This window comes from Cryobacterium sp. 10C3 (assembly GCF_034314285.1).
Taxonomy (GTDB): domain Bacteria; phylum Actinomycetota; class Actinomycetes; order Actinomycetales; family Microbacteriaceae; genus Cryobacterium; species Cryobacterium glucosi.
Window position 1 is genome coordinate 1,283,764 of sequence record NZ_JAVIWF010000002.1, and the last position, 16,994, is coordinate 1,300,757.

General features: G+C 66.6%; 18 protein-coding genes and 2 pseudogenes. 6 read left to right on the top strand and 14 right to left on the bottom strand.

Annotated features, from left to right (window positions below; all coding sequences use genetic code 11):
* Positions 1 to 75: 75 nt before the first annotated feature.
* The 4 genes from RGU41_RS06760 to RGU41_RS06775 all read right to left on the bottom strand — a co-directional run bounded on the left by RGU41_RS06760 (position 76) and on the right by RGU41_RS06775 (position 2,171).
* A complete protein-coding gene (locus RGU41_RS06760) occupies positions 76 to 429 on the bottom strand; it encodes a VOC family protein (RefSeq protein WP_134558400.1) in 354 nt (117 codons plus the stop codon).
* 37 nt (positions 430 to 466) lie between these two features.
* Complete coding sequence (locus RGU41_RS06765) at positions 467 to 790, bottom strand: hypothetical protein (RefSeq protein ID WP_322135836.1); 324 nt, start codon at positions 788 to 790, stop codon at positions 467 to 469.
* A 153-nt stretch (positions 791 to 943) separates the two neighbouring features.
* Positions 944 to 1,549: a hypothetical protein gene (locus RGU41_RS06770; RefSeq protein WP_322135837.1), complete on the bottom strand. Its 606-nt coding sequence runs from the start codon at positions 1,547 to 1,549 to the stop codon at positions 944 to 946.
* A 1-nt stretch (position 1,550) separates the two neighbouring features.
* Positions 1,551 to 2,171, bottom strand: a complete 621-nt coding sequence (locus RGU41_RS06775) for a helix-turn-helix domain-containing protein (RefSeq protein WP_322135838.1) — start codon at positions 2,169 to 2,171, stop codon at positions 1,551 to 1,553.
* 134 nt (positions 2,172 to 2,305) lie between these two features.
* Here RGU41_RS06775 and RGU41_RS06780 point away from each other — a divergent pair, with 134 nt between their 5' ends.
* Positions 2,306 to 2,935 carry a dihydrofolate reductase family protein gene (locus RGU41_RS06780; RefSeq protein ID WP_134446550.1) on the top strand — a complete coding sequence of 210 codons (630 nt, stop codon included), beginning with the start codon at positions 2,306 to 2,308 and terminating at the stop codon, positions 2,933 to 2,935.
* A 1-nt stretch (position 2,936) separates the two neighbouring features.
* Here the strand turns inward: RGU41_RS06780 and RGU41_RS06785 are convergent, their stop codons facing one another.
* The 9 genes from RGU41_RS06785 to dhaK form a co-directional block, all read right to left on the bottom strand.
* Positions 2,937 to 3,575, bottom strand: a complete 639-nt coding sequence (locus RGU41_RS06785; RefSeq protein ID WP_322135839.1) for a hypothetical protein — start codon at positions 3,573 to 3,575, stop codon at positions 2,937 to 2,939.
* Entirely contained in the window at positions 3,562 to 5,163 is a 1,602-nt protein-coding gene (locus RGU41_RS06790; RefSeq protein WP_322135840.1) for a VWA domain-containing protein, read from the bottom strand. Before RGU41_RS06790 ends, RGU41_RS06785 begins: the two co-directional genes overlap by 14 nt.
* Positions 5,164 to 5,165: 2 nt before the next feature.
* Entirely contained in the window at positions 5,166 to 6,407 is a 1,242-nt protein-coding gene (locus RGU41_RS06795; protein WP_134558403.1) for a toxic anion resistance protein, read from the bottom strand.
* Between the two features lie 45 nt (positions 6,408 to 6,452).
* Complete coding sequence (locus tag RGU41_RS06800; RefSeq protein WP_322135841.1) at positions 6,453 to 7,613, bottom strand: hypothetical protein; 1,161 nt, start codon at positions 7,611 to 7,613, stop codon at positions 6,453 to 6,455.
* A 132-nt stretch (positions 7,614 to 7,745) separates the two neighbouring features.
* On the bottom strand, positions 7,746 to 7,949 hold the full coding sequence (locus RGU41_RS06805) for a hypothetical protein (RefSeq protein WP_134446545.1): 204 nt from the start codon (positions 7,947 to 7,949) through the stop codon (positions 7,746 to 7,748).
* Between the two features lie 86 nt (positions 7,950 to 8,035).
* A complete protein-coding gene (locus RGU41_RS06810; RefSeq protein WP_322135842.1) occupies positions 8,036 to 8,275 on the bottom strand; it encodes an HPr family phosphocarrier protein in 240 nt (79 codons plus the stop codon).
* Positions 8,276 to 8,283: 8 nt separating this feature from the next.
* Positions 8,284 to 8,775 carry a dihydroxyacetone kinase phosphoryl donor subunit DhaM gene (gene dhaM / locus RGU41_RS06815; protein WP_322135843.1) on the bottom strand — a complete coding sequence of 164 codons (492 nt, stop codon included), beginning with the start codon at positions 8,773 to 8,775 and terminating at the stop codon, positions 8,284 to 8,286.
* Positions 8,768 to 9,415 (bottom strand): dihydroxyacetone kinase subunit DhaL, encoded by a 648-nt coding sequence (gene dhaL, locus RGU41_RS06820; protein ID WP_322135844.1) that lies wholly within the window; start codon positions 9,413 to 9,415, stop codon positions 8,768 to 8,770. The genes dhaM and dhaL overlap by 8 nt, the downstream gene beginning before the upstream one ends.
* 11 nt (positions 9,416 to 9,426) lie before the next feature.
* Complete coding sequence (dhaK, locus tag RGU41_RS06825) at positions 9,427 to 10,428, bottom strand: dihydroxyacetone kinase subunit DhaK (protein WP_134446542.1); 1,002 nt, start codon at positions 10,426 to 10,428, stop codon at positions 9,427 to 9,429.
* Between the two features lie 267 nt (positions 10,429 to 10,695).
* Between dhaK and RGU41_RS06830 the strand changes: the two genes are divergently transcribed.
* Positions 10,696 to 11,412: an MIP/aquaporin family protein gene (locus tag RGU41_RS06830; RefSeq protein ID WP_241975266.1), complete on the top strand. Its 717-nt coding sequence runs from the start codon at positions 10,696 to 10,698 to the stop codon at positions 11,410 to 11,412.
* Positions 11,413 to 11,527: 115 nt separating this feature from the next.
* Positions 11,528 to 13,043: pseudogene (gene glpK / locus RGU41_RS06835) on the top strand (glycerol kinase GlpK).
* 123 nt (positions 13,044 to 13,166) lie between these two features.
* Here the strand turns inward: glpK and trpD are convergent.
* Positions 13,167 to 14,218: pseudogene (gene trpD, locus RGU41_RS06840) on the bottom strand (anthranilate phosphoribosyltransferase).
* 85 nt (positions 14,219 to 14,303) lie between these two features.
* On the opposite strand from trpD, the gene RGU41_RS06845 reads away from it, so the two are divergent.
* The 3 genes from RGU41_RS06845 (at position 14,304) to RGU41_RS06855 (ending at position 16,993) form a co-directional block, all read left to right on the top strand.
* Positions 14,304 to 14,993: a cytochrome c oxidase subunit 3 gene (locus RGU41_RS06845; protein ID WP_134446538.1), complete on the top strand. Its 690-nt coding sequence runs from the start codon at positions 14,304 to 14,306 to the stop codon at positions 14,991 to 14,993.
* A 23-nt stretch (positions 14,994 to 15,016) separates the two neighbouring features.
* Positions 15,017 to 15,829 (top strand): c-type cytochrome, encoded by an 813-nt coding sequence (locus tag RGU41_RS06850; RefSeq protein WP_134446537.1) that lies wholly within the window; start codon positions 15,017 to 15,019, stop codon positions 15,827 to 15,829.
* 93 nt (positions 15,830 to 15,922) lie between these two features.
* Positions 15,923 to 16,993 carry a ubiquinol-cytochrome c reductase iron-sulfur subunit gene (locus tag RGU41_RS06855; RefSeq protein WP_134446536.1) on the top strand — a complete coding sequence of 357 codons (1,071 nt, stop codon included), beginning with the start codon at positions 15,923 to 15,925 and terminating at the stop codon, positions 16,991 to 16,993.
* Position 16,994: the final 1 nt, after the last annotated feature.

Consider the following 16,994-nt stretch of genomic DNA (forward strand, 5'->3'; position numbering starts at 1 on the left):
CATCCGGTAATGACCGATAATGCACATTATGTCAGTTGGCAGGGCGAATGGGTAGGCTGATGCGATCCGGCCCGTTCAGGCCGGAGGCTCCCAGAGCTCGATCGGAAGCCCCTCGGGATCGTGGATGCGGGCGAAGCGGCCGTAGTCGGTCGTATCCCACTCTGGGCGACGCTCGACGTGGACTCCCGCCGCCGTGAGCCGTGCGGTGAGCGCGTCGAGGTCCGTCACACGGAGGTTGAGCATGAACGAGTGCTTCTCTGAGAAATAGTCGCTTTCGGAGGGGAACGGCGCGAACACGGTCGGGCCTGCCTGCTGCTGCCAGACGCCGGCCTGGCCCGCTTCGATACCGAGGTGCTCCCGGTACCAGGCCGCCCGGGTGTCCGGATCATTGCTGCGGAAGAAGAGCCCGCCGATACCCGTCACTGCCATGGTTGGCTCCCCTACCCGGTTCCACGGATGAGCTGGGTCAGGAGTGTCGCAGCAACCTCGTTGCCCTCGTCGGCGAGACGGCTGAGTTCGTCGATGTCCTCCCGCGCCGCGGCGAACTGGGCCAGCTTGTCTGCCGCCAGTTCGTTTCCCGCGCCGACCAGACGGCGCAACTCGTCGATGTCGCCGCGCTCCCCGCGAGCTGCGCGAGCTTCTCGCCGGCGAGTTCGTTGCCGGAATCCACTAGCTCGCGCAGTTCGGCCAGGTCGCCGCGAGTCGCCGCGAGTTCGGCGAGCCGGTTCGCGGCCTCTTCGTTGCCCTCCGCGGCCAGGCGGCGGAGGGTGGCCAGATCCATTGCGCTCATGCTGCCACGGTAGCGCGCGAGGCACACGGTTTCCAGAGGTCCGACGTCCCCGGACGTTGCTTCCCGACCGGCGTCAGCCATACAGGGCGTCGAGCCAGGTCTTCCAGTCCTCGGGAAGTCCCGCGCTCCCGATGTCGCCGAACCGGTGCACGGTCAGCCCGACGACAGCACCGAAGGCGTTCCGACCGAAGAATCGGTAGAGACCGTCGGCCGTGCGGAGGCCGATGAAGTGCTCTGCGTTCCAGTCGACGCTTGCCGTTCCCGCCGGGACTCCGGGCAGGGCGACGGTGACGGTCTCCCCACGGCCGACGTGGGAGTCAAACCCAGTGCGCTCCGGAGCGTCTCGAATCCCTCGGGACCGCAAGAGGCCTCCGGTCCCTGGACATCGGCGTAGACGGCACTGCGGCCGGCGAAGTGCTCGAGGTACTCGGACAGGGTGTGCAGGTAGAACAGGGTGTGCTTGCTCGCGCTGTCGTACTGGTTGTCCCAGTCGTCCTGGATGACGCCGCTGTGCACCCAGCGGAGGAACGAATGCCCACCCGGACGCGGTTCGATGACCTGTTCGAGCTGGTTGAACCAGCCGTCGGGTCCCTCCATCCGATTCACGTGATGGGTCGGGCGCTCCGAGACCAGGTCAACCCCGGGCATGTCGTCCGTCGGGAACAGCCACGCCGCCGTGTTCTGGGTGATGGCGTCCCACATCTGCTCAGGATCGCCGGGGAACTCCCCCTCGACGACGATCTCGAAGTCCTTGCTCATGTCAGTTCTCCTTGTCTGCTGGGTTACCGGGTTCTTCCGGAGGTCGGGTGATGCTCGGGTGCAGCGCGAGGACGAGCCGGTGGGCGCGACCGCCCGGGGACTGCGGCGCGTCGTAGCGCGTGACGAGGGTGGCGACCGTGAGAGCGAGTTCCGCGCTGAAATCGGCACGATCGGCCGCCGAAGCGAAGCGCAGCTCGCTGTCGATTGTGAATGTGGCAAGCGGGCGGTGTGCGCGCCCCGCGCGGTCGAGCAGGATTCCGACCTCCTGGACGAGCCGGGCGGCAACCGCGAGCATCCAGCGCGCCGAGAATTCATTCACGCCACGCCGCGGATCGGGAGCCACTCCCCCGAGCGCCGTTGGCGAGATCACGAATGACTGTGCCGTCGCCCGCATCACCCGCTCGGTCATGTTCCCCTTGCGACGCTCGGCGACGAGTTCGATGAGACCGTGGCGTTCCAGTTCGCGCAAGTGATAGTTGACCTTCTGGCGCGGCAGGCCGAGCCTGGCCGCCAGGGTCGTGGCCGAACCCGGTTCGCCGAGCTCGGCGAGCAGCCGGCTCCGTGTGGGCTCGAGCGACGCTGCCGCCGCTCCGGCGGTGTCGATGACGGCGACTTCGAGCATGCAACCAGCCTTCCACCGACAATATTTTTTGTCAAGAAGGTGAAAGGCCGTCTGGAGCAGGCGTCATCTGTTGTCCCCCGAATTAGGAGATTCGGCATCGGGCAGTAAGTTTGCAGACGGAGGAAAGGATTTCGATGAGCAGAATCGTGGTCACCAACAGCGTGACCCTCGATGGCGTGATGCAGGCGCCCGGCCGGGCGAACGAGGATCGCCGGGACGGCTTCGACCTCGGCGGCTGGGCCCAGCCCTATGCCGACTCGGTGATGGGCAGCGTCATGGCCGCGGGAATCGGCGATGCCGGCGCCCTGCTCTTCGGACGCAAGACGTACGCGGATTTCGCTTCGATCTGGCCGGCGATGACCCTGGAGAACCCGTATACCGAGGTGATCAACAACATCCCGAAGTACGTGACGTCGATGACCCTTCCCGGCCCCCTGGCCTGGAACAACTCGATCCTCCTGAGCGGTGAGGCGACGACGACCGTCGCGGAACTGCGCCAGCAGCCCGGCAAGGACATCGTGATCCTCGGCAGCGGCGAGCTCGTGCGTGCACTGATGCGCTGGGGCCTGATCGACCAGTACACGCTCCTGATCCACCCCCTGGTGCTCGGCACCGGTCGACGCCTCTTCCCGGACGGTGGCCCCTCGGCATCCCTCGACCTCGTCGACAGCACGACGACGAGCACGGGTGTCATCATCGCGACCTATCGCCCAGCGGCCCCCGTCGCACCGGCGCCGCCGGTCCCCCTGCCCGGGCTCGCCTGAATCAGAGGTCCAGTTCGGATCGGCCGAATTTCTCACGCAGGAAACGACTCTGGTCTTCGAGCGCCGCGAGGTCTTTCGCGTAGAGTGCGGTGCGGATGCGATCGCTCTCCGTCTCGAGGATGTCCAACTGCTCGATCAGTTCGTCCTCAGCCGTCTTCTTCCCTTCGACCCGGCTTGCGATCGCAAAGCTCCGCGGCAGGTTCAGGAACCGCTGGATCGACGTGGGCAGGTAGTCGAGGATCATCTGCTCTACCGTGTGAGCCTGATCGGCCGCTTCGGTCAGGTCCGTCCAGCGGGCGATGACCTGATCGAGGGCATCCAGGATTCGGGCGAGCCTCGAGGTCGCTTCGTCCGGCAGGCGGCGGTTCTCCGCCGTCATCGATCTCCTCAGCACGGCCAGCTGGGCAGCAAGGTCCGCGGCTGACGCCACTCCCCCGTCTCCATGCAGTGGTCCCGGCCGCAGGTCCACCCTGTCGCGCGGTGCGACGAGCGCGCCGACCGCGTACATCGCGACGACGACAACGGGCCACAGCGGACCGAGGCCGACGGCGACGTGCGCGCCGAGGGTCGCGATGCCGAGTACCGAACCCACGATGTTCTTCGTGGAGGCGAGCCACCGCGACACGCTACTGGTACCCACGAATGTCCTGGAACGCGCTCGACAGGTCGCCGTTCAGGGCGTCGAAGGCCTGCCCGCCCGTGAGCTTCGCCACGCTCGTGAGCTCATCGACGTTGCCATTGCCGAAGAGAACGACGTAGGTCGCGATGGACCGGGTATCCGCACCCTGGGCCGCGTAGTAGTCCGCGAAGTCCTTCGCCGTTGCACCGTCGGTGTTCTCACCATCGGTCATGAGCACGATCGAGACGAAGGTATCCGGCCGCTCGGCCTTCTGCTGCCGCGCGAGGGCATACGCCCGCTCCAGCGAGGCATAGATCGCCGTGCCGCCGTCTGCGGAGAGTCCATCCGCGACATCGCGAATCCGTTGCAGGGCCTCGGTCTTGTCCGCCGCAGGCACGTCGACGATCGTCGGGGTATCCGGGGCGGTGCTGAACGGGATCAGGGTCACGCGCTCACGGTTGCGGAACGCGGCAAAACCGCCCGTCGTCGAGGAATCTGCCCCGGCGAGGTTCTTGAGCGCCTGTTGGAGCGCGGTGAGCCGCTCCCCCGCCATCGACCCGGAGGTATCGAGCACGAAGAGCGTCTGCGCGGGAGCCCGCACCGTGTCGAGGTAGGTCGCGATCAGGGTGTTGGCGACGTCCAGCGTGTTCGGGAACGGCGTCTCGAAGAGGATGCCGGCCGGGAAGGCCGACCCGGTGTCGATCCCGGGAACGCCTGGCCGACGGTGGGTCTCCGACACGATTCGCTTCTGTACGGCGTCAGTGGTGAGCCAGGCCGTCAGGGTGTCGAAGAGTGGACGCTTGCCCGTGTCGGCCGAGGCCAGCAGGGTGAGCGGATAGTCGCTCGTGACGACTCCGTCGGTCGGCCGGACGATCGTGAGCGGTGCACCCTTGCCGGCGAGACCGAGGAGTACGGACTCGTAGTTGATGACGCCGTCGACGAGGGTGGGGTCTGCGACGAATTTGTCAGCAAGGAAGCCGGAGGACCCGGCGGTCAGTTTCTGCCCGGAGAAGAACCGGGTCAGCTCAGGACCGACCGCAGTGACGTCCGCATCGGTGAGCGCGGTTCCCGTTCCGGACAGTGCCGTCGCGACCGCCACGAGGGCGCTGAACCCGGAGTTCGAGGCCGCGGGATTGGTCATGCCGTAGGTGAATTCACCGTCGGCAGCGGCGGTGGCGAGGTCCGCCCAGGTCGGCGGGGCGGAGTCCCAGCCGAGCCGCGCCGCCACTGCGGGCCGAAGCCCGAGGACGACCGGGGAGCTCATGATCTTGACGCTCGAGGAGACGGCCTTGGCCGCCCCGGGAAGCAGCGACAGGTAGCGGTTGTTCGGGAACCACGTCGCGTCGTAGCGACCGACGGCACGACCGGATGCGACGAGTTCCGTGCCGGCGAGGGTGCCGGTGTAGTCGAAGACCACCCGGATTCCCTTGTCCGCGGCCGCGGACTCCAGGATCGGAGCCATGTCCTTGACCTCGCTGCCCGCAAGGACCCGAAGAGTCGTGGCGTCGTTGGGCAGGCCGTCCTGCTCGTTCGGCTGCGCAACGGTGCAGCCCGCCAGCAGCAGCGCCGCGACCGGGACCACGCCGAAGCTCCTCAGGAGGCGAAGCATGCTCAGCGAGCTTCCGGCCGGGCTCGCTCGAGGTATGCGGTTGCCTCGGCCAGGCGGGTCTGAAGGGTGTCGACCGTCTGGGCCATCGTCGCGACCGCCTTGAGCTTGTAGCTGTCCAGGGCGTCCATGGTCTCGTAGATGTTCTGGAAGGCCGTTTCCAACGATTCGAGGCTGATGGTGGCGGATGCCGACTGCTCGCTGATGGCGACAGACTGGGTCTTGAGCATCTGCGAGGTCGAGACGATCAGGTTCGAGGTCGTCGTGTTGAGGGCGGTGATCTGGTCGAGGACGAGCTTCTGGTTGGCCAGTGCCTGTGCCACGATCACGGCCGTGCGCAGGGCGGATATGGTCGTCGTCGTTGCCCGTTCGACGCCCTTGATGAGTTCGACGTTGTTCTTCCGCACGACGTCGAGGGCGAGGTAGCCCTGGGCGCTCACGGCGAGCTGGGTGAGCAGGTCCTGGTGCTTCTGTCGGATCGTGAAGAGGAGATCGCTCGTGAGCGCGTCGGCCCTGGCCGGGTCGGTCGTCCTGACCGTGTCGATCTGTTCCACCAGTTGGGTGTCGAGGGCGCTCGTGAGGAGGGCGTACTCCTGCAGGCGATTCATCGTCTCCCAGAGCCGCACCTTTTCCCCCTCGACCGCCGCATTGTCCTTGAGAAGGGCGTCCTGGCCGTTCTGAAGCGAGTGGATGATCTTGTTGAGCTGGCTCTGTGCGGAGGCGTACCGGGCGAAATAGCTGCGGAGCTTGTCCCGGAACGGGATCAGGTTCAGGAGGAACTGGGCGACCCCGCCGTCGGCCCTGGACGGGTCAAGGTCTTCGATCGTTCCGCGCAGTTCGACGAGTGTGCTGGCGACGCGCCGTTGCGCGTCGGCCTCGTCGCCTTTTCCGCGCGCGGCGGCAAGCGCTGCGACCGGGCGCTGGAGCATCCGGTTGCTGACCTCGGACGCGGCCCGGATCTCGTCCCGGCCCATCTGGGCCACGTCCGAGATCTTCTTCTGGAATTCCGGGGCCGAGGGATCGCGGTCGATGAGGTCGGCGACGAAGGCCCTGGCTCGTCCGGCGAGTTCCTCAGTGCGGGCGTCGTCGATCGGCATCATCGCGCTGGCCTGGGTGCCACCGATGTCCGGGACAGCGTTCGGCGGCACGAGCACAAGTCCGGTGTCGACGCGCGGTGCTGTCGTTGCAGCGGCGGCCGGCCTCTCGCCCGGTGTGGGAGTGCTCAGATCGAGGGATGAGTCTGCCATGGTGCTCCTTGGTCTCCGGGGATCGTTCGGCGGGTGTTCGTCGGGTCATTTGTCGACGTTGGCGTCTGGTGAGGCAAGAGGGGTGTCGTACCGCCCGCTGATGGTCGTGATCATCGCCTCGAGCGTCTCGTAGCTCGGCGGGTCGATGACGTTGACGGGGCTTGCGGGCGCCGCGAGGCCGTTGCCGGCGAGGGCTGCCGTGAACACGGCCGGGTCGGCAGGCCGGAACCCGTACTGCGCCGCGAGCCGGGCGAGGCGGGGGTCGGATTGGAGGAGTTCGCCGACCTGGGTTCCCTGCTCGGTCAGCGGGACCACCGTGTGTTTGGAGAGCACGGTCGGGTCCGGATACATCAGGACCATGTCAGGGGTGATGGCACTGCGGCCGGTGACGCTCATCTGCCGGCCGAGGAACTGTGCCTCGTAGACCATCACGAGCGGTTTCGAGCCGATTCCCTGGGAGAGGTAGTCCTCGAATGGTGCCTCGGAGGAGGAGGCCGAAAAGCCCTGCTCGAGGAAGAGTGCGGCCATCGGGTCGATGACGGCGGCCTCCGCGTCGGCGGAGCTGATGACGCTGTTCCCGTTGGCGACGTAGGACGCGATCGCAAGGTACATGGCCGCTGAGTTCGACTGGCGGATGTCCGTGCTGGAGATCAGGATCGAACGGGAGCTGTTGTAGCTCGCCGCCGCACCGGGGAGCTGATTCCAGCGGGTTCCCGCGGCGACGGCCTTGAGGTATTCCGCGACGTTCAGGTGCCAGGTGCCCGCGGCGTCCTGGTTCGCGATCCCCGCGGACTGCAGGAGGGTCACGATCGGCGTGAAGGTCGCGATGGCGAGCGGCGAGTAGAACGGTGAGAACACGCTGCGCGCCCCGGCTTCGCGCCGGATCTTCTCGGCGGCGGGCGCGGAGGACGGGAACACGAAATCGACTCCGGTGAGGTCGACGGATGTGGCGATCTGGCGTGATCCCGCCGTCACGACCTCGACGTCGAGGCCCTTCTCGGCGAAGACCGCCCGGACGGCCGGGTCGTCGAAGAACGGCTTCTTCTCCGAGCCGATGACCCCGTGGACGACAGCGAGGTCCGTGGTCACCGGAGCCGTCCCTGTCGGTGCTCCGAACAGGCGACCGCCGACCACGACGATGACCACGCCGACGACGAGCACGCCCGCGAGGACGAGCCCGATCACACGCTTGGCTGTGGCGCTCATTCGATGGATACCGTCTGGATTAGGTGGGACGACGTTGTGCAGGAGATCTGCACTGCAGACAATAGGGCATCCGGGGAAATTCTTGGTGAACTCGTACGCTGACCAGCCGTTGCAGGTGCGGAGCAGGAGAATTCAGCCGTGAACGGGAGGGTCCTCCGCAGGGTGCTGGTGGGTGACCATGCCGAACTCGTTCACAGGTTCGAATGCGTCCCTGTCCCAGGCGCCCGGATGGGGCACCGGACAGTTCAGGATCGTGTCGTGCACGCCGTGCACGATCGTGTGTTCACTCATGGCATGGCCGCACACGGGGCACGGCACTGTGGTGTCCTGGATCATGCGGCCAGCATAGAACCAATCGGGTCGGTATGAGCCGAAATTTCCCGGCGCGATCTTCCGCCGTGCCGCTGGCTCCCCCGGGACTCTCAGGCCTCGCCGAACCCCGATTCGAGGAGTGTGGCAAGGGCGTCGACCGCCGCGGCCGCGCCGGCACCGCTTGCCGAGAGTTCAACCCGTGCGCCCCGGGTCAACCCGAGGCCCATGATGGCCAGCAGGCTCGCGGCATCGCGGCCATTGACCGTGACCGGAACGCCGAGCGTCGCGGCGAGGGTCACGAACTCCGCGGCGGGCCGGGCGTGCAGGCCGTCAGCGTTGATCAGGGTCACCGTCCTCATCACCGTCGTGTCGGCCCCCGACTGACCGGACCCGGCATCTGCGGCCGGGACCGGCGCCTGGGCCGAGGGCGCACCCGAGTACGCTGCCCCAGCCGACCGGGCCGCAGACTCCACGGCAGGCAGGTCGCCACCGATCTGTGCGGCGACGGCGGCGGCGACGGCGCCCTCGACAAGGGTGCGTCGACGATGACGACCCGGGATCGAGTGTCGTCATCGAGGAAATCGAGCGCTGATTCCGCCGTCAGGATTGCGGAGCCGAGGTCGCAAAGCACGACAACTCCCCTGCCTGCTTCTGCGGCCTCGATGCCCGCCGCCACCTTGGCGAAGCTCGTTCCGATCCGGTCGTCGTCGGTGCCGCCCGCCGGCAGCATCCGCACGGTCGGAGCCATCTGGCGGGCGAGATCGACGAGGCCCCTCGCGATCAGCGAGCTGTGCGACACGAAGACAAGGCCGACGAGTACGGCGGGGACGGCGGGTTCTGAATCACTCATCCGCAACCTGCTCGGCGGTGTCGGCGGCAGCACGCAGAAGCAGGGCACTGGACTGGGCACCCGGATCGCGATGCCCGATGGCGCGTTCGCCGAGGTAACTCGCGCGTCCCTTGTGCGCGATGAGCGGCTCCGTCGCAACCGCGCCGGCCTCCGCAGCATCCGCGGCCTCGACGAGGATGGCGACGGGCGTCGCTCCGGCGCGTTCCGCGGCCGCTGCAGCGTTCACAGCGGGCGTCCAGGCGTCGACCATGGTCTTGTCGCCGCTCTCCGCCTTGCCCCTGAGCACGATTCCGTCGCGTGCCGCCGTCAGGAGTGCGACGACCGCGGCACCGTCCAGGTCCGGCTTCCCCGCCACGGCGACGGCCGCCTTCAGGAAAGCCGTTCCGTAGAGCGGCCCCGCGGCGCCGCCCACCGTGGAAATGAGTGTCGTCGCGACGAGTTTGAAGACGTCGCCGGGAACGGCGTCTGCCGGGAGCGTGTCGAGTTTCCCCAGCACCGCCTGGAAACCACGGTCCATGTTCTCGCCGTGGTCGCCGTCGCCGATGTCCCTGTCGAGGGTGATCAGCTCCACACGATGCTCAGCGATAACGTCCACACACTGCCGGATCCAGGCTTCAGCCCAGGTGACACTCAGATTCATCGAATCTCCTTCTACCGTCCCCACCGTAGCGCCGCAGTCTGCACCGGCGCATCCCAGAGCGCGGTGAGCTCGTCATCGAGCTTGAGAACCGTGATGGACATGCCCTGCATTTCGAGGGAGGTGGTGAAATTCCCGACCAGCGTCCGCGTGACAGTGATCCCCTTGGCAGCAAGGACCTCGGCGGCCCTCCGGAAGACGATATAGAGCTCGATCTGGGGAGTGCCGCCCATGCCGTTGACGAGGAGGAGCACCGAATCCCCGCTCACGAACGGGATGTCCTCCAGAATCGGTCCGAGGAGACGGTCGACGATGGCGTCTGCGGGTTCGAGCTTGATCCGCTCCCGGCCCGGCTCGCCGTGGATGCCGATGCCGATTTCGATCTCGTCCTCTGCGAGGGTGAAGCTCGGTTCTCCCGCGTGCGGGACGACACACGGCGTCAGCGCCACACCCATCGTGCGCACCTGCCCGATCACCTTCTCCGCGACGGCGGCAACGGAGGCGAGGTCATCGCCGCGTTCGGCCGCAGCTCCGGCGATCTTCTCGACGAGGACCGTTCCGGCGACTCCGCGACGTCCGGCGGTGTACAGCGAATCCTTCACGGCGACGTCGTCATTGACGATGACCGTGCGGACCTCGATCCCATCCGCGAGGGCCAGGTCGGCAGCCGTCTCGAAATTGAGGACGTCGCCGGTGTAGTTCTTCACGATGTGCAGCACCCCTGCGCCGCCGTTGACCGCCTGCGTCGCCGCGAGGATGGGATCGGGGGTCGGCGAGGTGAAGACCGCGCCTGGCACGGCGGCGTCGAGCATGCCGACGCCGACGAATCCGCCGTGCAACGGCTCATGGCCGCTTCCGCCTCCGCTGACCAGGCCGACCTTGCCCGACACCGGGGCATCGGCGCGGACGATGAAAGTAGGGTCGCTGGATACGCGCACGATGTCGCCGTGCGCGGCTGCAAAGCCGGCCACGGCCTCATCGACAACGTTCTTGGGATCATTGACGAGCTTTTTCATGACTCTTCCTTCGGGTCGGATGGTGACGATCGGTCGGCGTCGCATCGTGCGATTCGATACGGAGCTGTCCTTAACCTACGCGCAGGTAGCCGGGGAAGTAAGGGACGAACCACGCCTCGACCTGCCCATTTCGCTCGGGATACCAGCGCGCTATGGTGTTGCCAGTCGCTCACCGCGACCAGACTGTTCAGCGCTCGAGCCCTACCTAGGAAGGTCAACGTGGACAATATTGGAGTCGTATTTTTGTCGGAGGTCGTGGGCACCGCGATGCTCGTCCTCCTCGGTACCGGTGTCGTAGCCAACGTCGCCCTGGCCAAGAACAAAGGTCTCGGCGGCGGCTTCCTGATGGTCACCATCGGGTGGGGTTTCGCCGTCTTCTCCGGCGTCATCGTGGCGTACAACTCAGGTGCGCACCTGAACCCCGCCGTCACCCTCGGCCTCGTCGCATCGGGCGCGACCGAGTTCGGCTCCGGGGTCCCGGTGAACTTCCTGTCGGTGCTCGTCTACATCGCGGCTCAGTTCCTCGGCGCCATCATCGGGGCCGTGTTCTGCTGGCTCGCCTACAAGCAGCACTTCGACCAGGAACCGAACCCGGCGAACAAGCTCGGCGTCTTCTCGACCGGTCCGGCCATCCGCTCCTACGGCTGGAACCTCGTCACCGAGATCATCGGCACCTTCGTGCTGGTGTTCGTCGTGATCGCCTTCGGCGGCGGTCGCCAGGGCACGTCCGGCGGCCTCGCGGCCCTGGGCGCCCTGCCGGTGGCTCTGCTTGTCATCGTGATCGGCACCTCGCTCGGTGGCCCGACCGGGTATGCGATCAACCCGGCCCGTGACCTCGGACCGCGCATCGCACACTTCATCCTGCCGATCAAGGGCAAGGGCTCGTCCGACTGGGCGTACTCCTGGGTGCCGGTCGTCGGCCCCGTCATCGGCGGCGTCCTCGCCGGATGGGCCTCGTACGCTCTCCTGCCCATTCTCACCTAGTGCGCCTGCCGACCGGCCGGTTCCCCAACCAGGACCGACCGGTCGGCTTCTGCATGTCCATCAGTAGTCAGTACGTCTCAGCACAACGTGTCAGAACAATACAAGGAGGTATTCCATGGCCCAATACGTCATCGCCATCGACCAGGGCACCACGAGTTCGCGGGCGATCATCTTCGACAAGGCCGGTTCGATCGTCTCGACCGGACAACTCGAGCACGAGCAGATCTTCCCCCAGGCCGGCTGGGTCGAGCACGACCCGATGGAGATCTGGAACAACACCCGTGAGGTCATCGGGCAGGCGCTGTCCAAGGCGAACCTGACCCGGCACGACATCGCCGCCGTCGGCATCACCAACCAGCGCGAGACCGCCGTGGTCTGGGACCGCACCACCGGGCTCCCCGTCTACAACGCGATCGTGTGGCAGGACACCCGCACCCAGCCCATCGTCGACCGCCTCGCCGCCGACGGGGGCGTGGAGCGCTTCAAGAAGCAGGTCGGCCTGCCGCTCGCCACGTACTTCTCGGGCACGAAGATCGTCTGGATCCTCGAGAACGTCGAAGGCGCCAGGGCCAAGGCGGATGCCGGCGAGCTGATGTTCGGCACGACGGACTCGTGGGTGCTCTGGAACCTCACCGGCGGCCTCGAGGGCGGCGTGCACGCGACCGACGTCACCAACGCGAGCCGCACGCTGTTCATGGACCTCGAGACCCTGCAGTGGGACGACGACATCCTCGCCGCCTTCGACGTGCCCCGGTCGATGCTGCCAGAGATCCGCTCCTCCTCCGAAGTCTACGGAACGGTCAACGAACACAGCCTGCTTCGCGAGGTGCCGATCGCGGGCATCCTCGGCGACCAGCAGGCCGCGACGTTCGGCCAGGCCGCGTTCGACCAGGGCGAGGCCAAGAACACCTACGGCACCGGCTAGCTTCCTGATCTTCAACACCGGCACCGAGATCGTGCACTCGAAGAACGGGCTGCTCACGACCCTGGGCTACAAGCTCGGCGACGCCGAACCGCACTACGCGCTCGAGGGCTCGATCGCCGTCACAGGCGCGCTCGTGCAGTGGCTGCGCGACAACCTCGGCATGATCAGTTCCTCCGAAGAGGTCGAGACGCTCGCGAAGTCCGTCGACGACAACGGCGGCGCCTACTTCGTGCCGGCATTCTCCGGGCTGTTCGCGCCGTACTGGCGTTCGGACGCCCGGGGCGCCCTCGTCGGGCTGACCCGGTTCGTGAACAAGGGTCACATCGCCAGGGCGGCCCTCGAGGCGACCGCGTTCCAGACCCGGGAGGTGATCGACGCGGTCAACGCCGACTCCGGGGTCCCGCTCACCGAGATCAAGGTCGACGGCGGCATGATCGCCAACAACACGCTCATGCAGTTCCAGGCCGACATTCTCGGCGTGCCCGTCGTCCGGCCCGTCGTCGCGGAGACCACGGCGCTCGGTGCCGCATACGCGGCCGGCCTCGCGGTCGGCTTCTGGAGCGACCTCGACGAGCTCCGCGCCAACTGGCAGGAGGACAGCCGCTGGACGCCGCAGATGACGGTCGCCGAGCGCGACCGGCAGCTGCGCAACTGGAAGAAGGCCGTCACGAAGACCTTCGGCTGGGTCGACGAGGACGTGCTCTAAGCCGCACAACTCGCTGCCGCACAACCAACCGATTCGACGGAGATTCCGGGTTCCACACACGCGGGAGCGCGTCTCAGGCGCTTTCCCACCAGAATCTCCGTCGAATCGGTGCGGGCAGGCTGGCTAGGCGCGGCTGGCCGCGACCCATTCGGCGAGCTTGGCCGTAGCGGCCCCTGAATCGATGGATTCCGCTGCCACGGCCAGCTTGTCGCGGAATCGGTCGAGGATGCTCGACTGCGCGGACACCGGATTCTTCGCAAGATCGAAGGCGACAAGACCGGCCGCTGCGTTGAGGAGCACGATGTCGCGCACGGCGCCCGCCTGTCCGGCGAGCGTCTGGTGCACGACCTCCGCGTTGTGCGCCGGATCGCCGCCGAGGAGTTCGCTCATCGAGGCGCGGCGGATGCCGAGCTCGCGCGGGTCGATGTCATGCTCGGTCACGAGTCCCCGGGAGACCTCCCAGACGTGACTGTGACCGGTCGTCGTGAGTTCATCGAGACCGTCGTCCCCGCGGAAGACGAGCGCGGCAGCTCCGCGGGTCTGGAAGACACCGACGATGAGCGGTACCCGGTCGAGTCCGGCGACACCGACAGCGGAGGCTTCCGGACGCGCCGGGTTGCAGAGCGGGCCGAGGTAGTTGAACACCGTCGGGATGCCCAGCTCGGCCCTGACCGGTCCGGCGTGACGGAATCCTGGGTGGAATGCCGCCGCATAGGCGAAGGTGATCCCGGTCGCCTCGAGGATCTCGGCGACCTTCTCGGCGGAGAGGGTCAGGTCGATGCCCAGCGCCGAGAGCACGTCCGAGGCGCCCGATGCCGAACTCGCGGCCCTGTTCCCGTGCTTGATCACTGGAACGCCCGCGCCGGCACAGACGATCAAGCCATCGTCGAGATGTTGACGGTGCCGAAACGGTCACCGCCGGTGCCGACGATATCGAGCGCCATCGGGTTGACCGGGAGGGCGACGGCATGCTCGAGGATGGCGTCACGAAAACCGACGATCTCGTCGACGGTCTCCCCCTTGGCGCGCAAGGCGACGAGGAACCCGGCGATCTGGGCCTGGGTCGCGTGCCCCTGCATCACCTGCTCCATGCTCCACGCCGCATCGGAGACACTCAGGTCCTCTCCACTGAGCAGGGCGCTGAGGACATTGGGCCAGGACTGGATTTCGAGCATGAAACCGATCTTAAGCGCATCGGCTCCCGCGTTCCGAATCTGCTCCAGCGGCGCTTTCGTTCCAATCTGGTTACCTTTTGGGTAAATGACGCACCCGCGTCCGCATGGTGCGCACCCCGGCTGCGAAATCGGCCATAATGGACGAGTGACGAGCCCTTCGATAACTTATTCAGCCACAGCGCCCGTGGTTAATCGGCCCAACAGCGTTGCTGTCGGCACCATTGTGTGGCTGGGCAGCGAAGTCATGTTCTTCGCGGGCCTGTTCGCCATCTACTTCACGCTCCGGTCGACATCGCCGGAACTCTGGCAATTCGAAGCCGAGAAGCACAATTTTCCCTACGCACTCGTGAACACCCTGATCCTCGTCTCCTCGTCGATCACCTGCCAGTTCGGCGTGTTCGCCGCGGAGCGTCTCCAGGCCCGCTCAACGGGCTGGAAGCCCAGCCAGTGGGGCATGGTCGAGTGGTTCTTCCTGACGTACGCCCTCGGCGCCGTCTTCGTTTCCGGGCAGATCTGGGAGTACGCCACCCTGGTCTCCGAGGGCGTTTCGCTGCAGAGCAACGCATACGGATCGGCGTTCTACCTCACCACCGGCTTCCACGGCATCCACGTCACGGCCGGCCTGATCGCCTTCCTCCTCGTCATCGGCCGCGGGTTCGCGGTCAAGAACTTCGGTCACAAGGAGGCGACGAGCGCCATCGTCGTCTCGTACTACTGGCACTTCGTCGATGTCGTCTGGATCGGCCTCTTCCTCGTCATTTACGTCCTCAAATAGAGATCCGGAGCGGACACCTCAGAATGACCAAGACCAACACCCCCAAGCCGGCCCGCGTGCGCAAGTCCGGCCGCCGCAGCCCACTTGCCAGTGTCGCCCTGATCGCCATCGGCCTCCTCTTCACGGGCGGCGCCTATGCGCTGTTCAGCACGAGCACCGCGAGTGCCCAGACGGATGCCTCGTCTCAGCAGACCATCGGAGAGGGCCAGAAGCTTTTCGCGAGCAACTGCGCCACCTGCCACGGCCTCGGCGCCGCGGGAACCGGATCCGGCCCGAGCCTCATCGGTGTCGGTGCGGCATCCGTCGATTTCCAGGTCGGCACCGGCCGGATGCCCATGCAGATGGACGGGCCTCAGGCTGAGAAGAAGGCCGTCGTGTTCACGGACGAACAGATCGCAGCCCTCGCCGCATACGTCGCCTCCCTCGCCCCCGGGCCGGCCATCCCTGATGCGCGGTACCTCGACGCGCAGGGCGATTCCGCCAAGGGCGCCGAGCTTTTCCGCATCAACTGCGCGATGTGCCACAACGTCGCAGGCGCCGGAGGCGCCCTCACGGAGGGCAAGTTCGCACCCGCACTCGACGGCGTCTCCGCCCAGCACATCTATGAGGCCATGATCACGGGACCGCAGAGCATGCCGGTCTTCAACGACATGAACATCTCACCGGAGAGCAAACGCGACATCATCACGTACCTCAAGTACCTCGAGAACAACCCGTCCCCGGGCGGATACGCCCTCGGCTCGCTCGGTCCGGTTTCCGAAGGACTGTTCCTCTGGATCTTCGGACTCGGCGCGATCGTCGGGTTGACGGTGTGGATCACCGCAAAATCGAACTGACCCGCATCCGAACAGGGCGCGGAATCAGAATCATGCAGCAGACACACCTGCTCAGCACACAACTGCACGACACACAGCAGACAAAGGAGCACAATGGCCACGGACGATAACAGCGGGAAGGACCTCACCGCTGCTGACTCCGGCGCCGGGCACGACCCCGCGAACGCCGGCACGGCCGTTGTCGTGCGCGACGCCGTGGACAACCCCGGATTCCCGCCGCACCGCCCCCGCGTCACCGACCTGAACCCGAGCGCCGAGCGCCGTGCCGAGCGCACGGTGTACACGCTCTTCTACCTCTCGATCGTCGGCAGCGTTTTTGCTATCGCCGCGTACATGGCGTTCCCGATCGTGGAAACCGACCCGGGTTCCGTGCGGCTGAACAACCTCTTCATCGGCCTCGGTCTGGCCCTCGCGCTCCTGGCGATCGGCATCGGCGCCGTCCACTGGGGCAAGGCGCTGATGAGCGACCACGAAGGCATCGATGTCCGCCACCCCGTCCGCGGCTCAGACGAGACGAGGGCCAGGGCCGTCGAGATCTTCGCCGAAGCCAACGAGGAATCCGGGATCGGACGACGCAGCCTCATCCGGAACAGCCTGATCGGCGCGCTCATCGCCTTCCCCCTTCCCGCGGTCGTGCTCTTCCGCGGCCTCGGCCCGATGAACGAGAACCCTTCCGAGCTGCTCACCCACACGATGTGGACGAAGGGGACCCGGTTGGCGATCGACCCGACCGGCACACCGATCAAGGCCTCGGACGTCACCCTCGGCTCCGCCTTCCACGTCATTCCGGAGGGTCTGCAGGACCTTCCGAGCGGTCGTCTGGAAGAGAAGGCCAAGGCGGCCGTGCTGCTGATGCGCCTCAAGCCCGAGGACCTCAACGAACTCCCCGAGCGTGCAGGCTGGTCGTACGACGGCATCGTCGCGTATTCCAAGATCTGCACCCATGTCGGCTGCCCCGTCGCCCTCTACGAACAGCAGACCCACCACCTGCTCTGCCCGTGCCACCAGTCACAGTTCGACGTGTCGAACCACTGCGAGGTCATCTTCGGGCCGGCCAAGCGGCCGCTCCCCCAGCTGCCCATCGCCGTAGACTCTGAGGGCTACCTCATTGCGCAGAGCGATTTCACTGAACCCGTCGGACCGAGTTTCTGGGAGCGGCATTGAG

What these genes read in the sequence shown, in the direction of transcription:
- RGU41_RS06760 (WP_134558400.1), bottom strand. Translation starts at nt 429, where the DNA reads ATGGCAGTGACGGGTATCGGCGGGCTCTTCTTCCGCAGCAATGATCCG.
- RGU41_RS06765 (WP_322135836.1), bottom strand. Translation starts at nt 790, where the DNA reads ATGAGCGCAATGGATCTGGCCACCCTCCGCCGCCTGGCCGCGGAGGGC.
- RGU41_RS06770 (WP_322135837.1), bottom strand. Translation starts at nt 1,549, where the DNA reads ATGAGCAAGGACTTCGAGATCGTCGTCGAGGGGGAGTTCCCCGGCGAT.
- RGU41_RS06775 (WP_322135838.1), bottom strand. Translation starts at nt 2,171, where the DNA reads ATGCTCGAAGTCGCCGTCATCGACACCGCCGGAGCGGCGGCAGCGTCG.
- RGU41_RS06780 (WP_134446550.1), top strand. Translation starts at nt 2,306, where the DNA reads ATGAGCAGAATCGTGGTCACCAACAGCGTGACCCTCGATGGCGTGATG.
- RGU41_RS06790 (WP_322135840.1), bottom strand. Translation starts at nt 5,163, where the DNA reads ATGCTTCGCCTCCTGAGGAGCTTCGGCGTGGTCCCGGTCGCGGCGCTG.
- RGU41_RS06795 (WP_134558403.1), bottom strand. Translation starts at nt 6,407, where the DNA reads ATGGCAGACTCATCCCTCGATCTGAGCACTCCCACACCGGGCGAGAGG.
- RGU41_RS06800 (WP_322135841.1), bottom strand. Translation starts at nt 7,613, where the DNA reads ATGAGCGCCACAGCCAAGCGTGTGATCGGGCTCGTCCTCGCGGGCGTG.
- RGU41_RS06805 (WP_134446545.1), bottom strand. Translation starts at nt 7,949, where the DNA reads ATGATCCAGGACACCACAGTGCCGTGCCCCGTGTGCGGCCATGCCATG.
- dhaM (WP_322135843.1), bottom strand. Translation starts at nt 8,775, where the DNA reads ATGAGTGATTCAGAACCCGCCGTCCCCGCCGTACTCGTCGGCCTTGTC.
- dhaL (WP_322135844.1), bottom strand. Translation starts at nt 9,415, where the DNA reads ATGAATCTGAGTGTCACCTGGGCTGAAGCCTGGATCCGGCAGTGTGTG.
- dhaK (WP_134446542.1), bottom strand. Translation starts at nt 10,428, where the DNA reads ATGAAAAAGCTCGTCAATGATCCCAAGAACGTTGTCGATGAGGCCGTG.
- RGU41_RS06830 (WP_241975266.1), top strand. Translation starts at nt 10,696, where the DNA reads ATGCTCGTCCTCCTCGGTACCGGTGTCGTAGCCAACGTCGCCCTGGCC.
- RGU41_RS06845 (WP_134446538.1), top strand. Translation starts at nt 14,304, where the DNA reads ATGACGCACCCGCGTCCGCATGGTGCGCACCCCGGCTGCGAAATCGGC.
- RGU41_RS06850 (WP_134446537.1), top strand. Translation starts at nt 15,017, where the DNA reads ATGACCAAGACCAACACCCCCAAGCCGGCCCGCGTGCGCAAGTCCGGC.
- RGU41_RS06855 (WP_134446536.1), top strand. Translation starts at nt 15,923, where the DNA reads ATGGCCACGGACGATAACAGCGGGAAGGACCTCACCGCTGCTGACTCC.